4 protein-coding genes and 1 pseudogene are annotated in these 2,393 nt (G+C 61.2%); 3 read left to right on the forward strand and 2 right to left on the reverse strand.

The features are described from left to right. The coding region (locus WBV42_RS01460; RefSeq protein WP_423984462.1) for a DUF7553 family protein at positions 1-191 on the reverse strand (191 nt) is incomplete at its 3' end. Positions 192-356: 165 nt separating this feature from the next. On the opposite strand from WBV42_RS01460, the gene WBV42_RS01465 reads away from it, so the two are divergent. Further along, positions 357-512 (forward strand): hypothetical protein, encoded by a 156-nt coding sequence (locus WBV42_RS01465; RefSeq protein WP_253224941.1) that lies wholly within the window; start codon positions 357-359, stop codon positions 510-512. A 300-nt stretch (positions 513-812) separates the two neighbouring features. Beyond that, complete coding sequence (gene rpiA / locus WBV42_RS01470; RefSeq protein ID WP_423984463.1) at positions 813-1,499, forward strand: ribose-5-phosphate isomerase RpiA; 687 nt, start codon at positions 813-815, stop codon at positions 1,497-1,499. Between the two features lie 95 nt (positions 1,500-1,594). Here the strand turns inward: rpiA and WBV42_RS01475 are convergent, their stop codons facing one another. Continuing rightward, entirely contained in the window at positions 1,595-1,762 is a 168-nt protein-coding gene (locus WBV42_RS01475; protein WP_066140253.1) for a DUF1931 family protein, read from the reverse strand. Positions 1,763-1,934: 172 nt separating this feature from the next. Here WBV42_RS01475 and WBV42_RS01480 point away from each other — a divergent pair. Further along, positions 1,935-2,393 (forward strand): annotated as a pseudogene (locus WBV42_RS01480) (nickel pincer cofactor biosynthesis protein LarB); the annotation flags it as partial.

The following is a 2,393-nucleotide window of genomic DNA, read 5'->3' on the forward strand; positions in this document are numbered from 1 at the left end:
GCGTCCTCCTTGAGTTCCGAGAGGGCGTGCATGATTCGGGCGAGTCGGCCGTGGTCCGGACCCTGGTCGGCCTGAGCGAGCGACTGAAGCGTGTCGGCCTGTGATTCGAGGCGTTCTTTGACCTCGCCGGAGGCGTCGGCACTGGCGTGTTTCAGTTCCTCTGCTGCGTGTACCAGTTCTTCGCGTGGCATGCGGGAGAGTACGCGAGCGGGAACAATAGTGCTATGGGGGACGGCGATAGCTGACGGAATCTATGACGCGATGAGTCGGGCGGAGGGACAAGGGAAACAGGAGGAAAAGGAGGACAGTACATGAGCGGGCGACGAGTTTTAGCGTTGCAACGGCGTTCTAGTTTCATGGCGCGAAAGCGACATCACCGCTGTAACCTCTGCGGGCGTGACTTCGAGCAGGGCGAGACGCTACGAGAACACGTAGAGCGCCGACATCCCAAAGCAGACTACCACTGGTGGGTCGTCGTCGAGGAACCCGGCGTTCTACCGTTTGAAGACTGACGCAAGCAGGGTATGAACGACGCGGAGCAATGAGTCACGGGAACGCGGTCGGGCGACGTTTCGATCCGAGTGACGACAGATGTCGGTACAACCGGGCGCGTTCCCGTTCGAAGAGCGACTCGGGCGCAACACAAGAGGAACCGAGTTCCCTCCTTCCGAATGTGGGGAACCACATCCGGATAGTCGTACGTGAGATACGAACCTGTAGCTGACCCTTCGAAAATCCAGTTTATTTATCGGGGGAAACGTCTCCCCTTCGGGCTAGCAACCTTTTTCCGCCGTGCACCGATTTCCACGAATATGAAAACGACGGGTGGAAGCGACGAAGCGAAGCGGAATGCGGGCGAGAACGCGGCGGAAGCAGTCGAGGATGGAATGGTAGTCGGATTGGGGACGGGCAGTACGGCCGCCCACGCGATTCGAGCACTCGGACGGATGGTGGATGCCGGGCTCGACATACAGGGAATTCCGACGTCATTCCAATCGCGGCAACTCGCACAGGAGGAAGGGATTTCACTCACCGATCTCGATTCGGTCGAAACCGTCGACGTCGCCATCGACGGTGCCGACCAGTTCGCCGGGGGCGACTTGATCAAGGGCGGCGGCGGGGCACACGCTCGGGAGAAAATCGTGGACGGTGCGGCGGAGCGATTCCTCGTCGTCACCGATCCGAGCAAGGCTGGCGAGCGATTAACCCATCCCGTACCGCTCGAAGTGCTCCCCGCCGCGCGGACGACCGTCGCCGACGAGGTTCGCCGCCTGGGCGGCGAACCGAATCTGCGCGAAGCGGCGCACAAGGACGGGCCGGTCGTCACGGACAACGGGAACCTCGTCATCGACTGCGAGTTCAGAGCCATCGACTCACCGGCCGAACTCGCGTGTGAACTCTCGGCGATTCCGGGCGTGGTCGAACACGGACTGTTCGTCGGGATGGCCGACGAGATACACGTCGGAACGGACGATGGCGTCGAAGTACGGCGATTGTAGCGTCGAAGTTCGTCGATCCTAGCGTCGAAGTCGCTATTTCGAGGAACGCCGTGGCTGGTCGGCGGTCAAAAAATGAATGAAAGGATGTTTCCGATTTACAGGTCGCGGGGCTGGACCGTCTTTCGGTCGTTCTCCTCAGCACGTCGTGCGGCGTCCTCGAGAAGTCCTGCGACTTCCTCGTCGAGTGCGTCGTAGAAGTCCGAGGCAACGTTTTTGTCGTCGAGCGCTTCCTTCACAGCCGCTTTGACAATAAGGTCTGCCATACAGGATTCACGTTCCGTAGCCCAGCTAATAAAGCTTCCCAAATTATGCGGTGAACAGCCACGAGTCGAAGAATGTGACCCACTCTGTCGAGATAGCCAAAAGCTTTAAGTGAAGTAGTATCGAGTGGCCGAAGACGATAGAACGGAGTAGGAGGGCCACAAAGTCCCGAATATGCGCGAACTACTCGAATCGGTCGCGGACGGAGAAGTCAGCGTTGCCGAAGCGGAAGCGAAGTTGACCGGATACGCGACGAACGGTGCCGGGCGGTTCGATGCCGCCCGCGAGACGCGTCGTGGCGTACCGGAGGCGGTTCTCTGCGATGGAAAGACGCCGAGCGAAGTCGCCGAACTCGCCGCGACGGCCGTCGAAACGGCGGGCAGAGCGCTCGTCACGCGAGCGGACGAGGAACACACCGAAGCGGTCCGTCGCCGCCTCGACGCCGATCACCCCGACGCCACCGTAACGATTCACGAGCGGGCGAACCTGCTCGTCGCACACGGACCGAAGTTCGAGGTACCGAATATCGACGCGACGGTCGGCGTCGTCAGCGCCGGCACGAGCGACGCGATCCCCGCCGGGGAAGCGGCAGTCATCGCGGCGGAGATGGGCGCGACCGTCGAGGAACTGCAC

Origin of the sequence: Haladaptatus sp. (assembly GCF_049589095.1) — an archaeon.
In the GTDB taxonomy this organism is placed as follows: Archaea; Halobacteriota; Halobacteria; order Halobacteriales; family Haladaptataceae; genus Haladaptatus.

Bases quoted from the DNA above. Each gene is read 5' to 3' on its own strand.
- rpiA (WP_423984463.1), top strand. From the start codon at position 813: ATGAAAACGACGGGTGGAAGCGACGAAGCGAAGCGGAATGCGGGCGAG.
- WBV42_RS01475 (WP_066140253.1), bottom strand. From the start codon at position 1,762: ATGGCAGACCTTATTGTCAAAGCGGCTGTGAAGGAAGCGCTCGACGAC.
- WBV42_RS01465 (WP_253224941.1), top strand. From the start codon at position 357: ATGGCGCGAAAGCGACATCACCGCTGTAACCTCTGCGGGCGTGACTTC.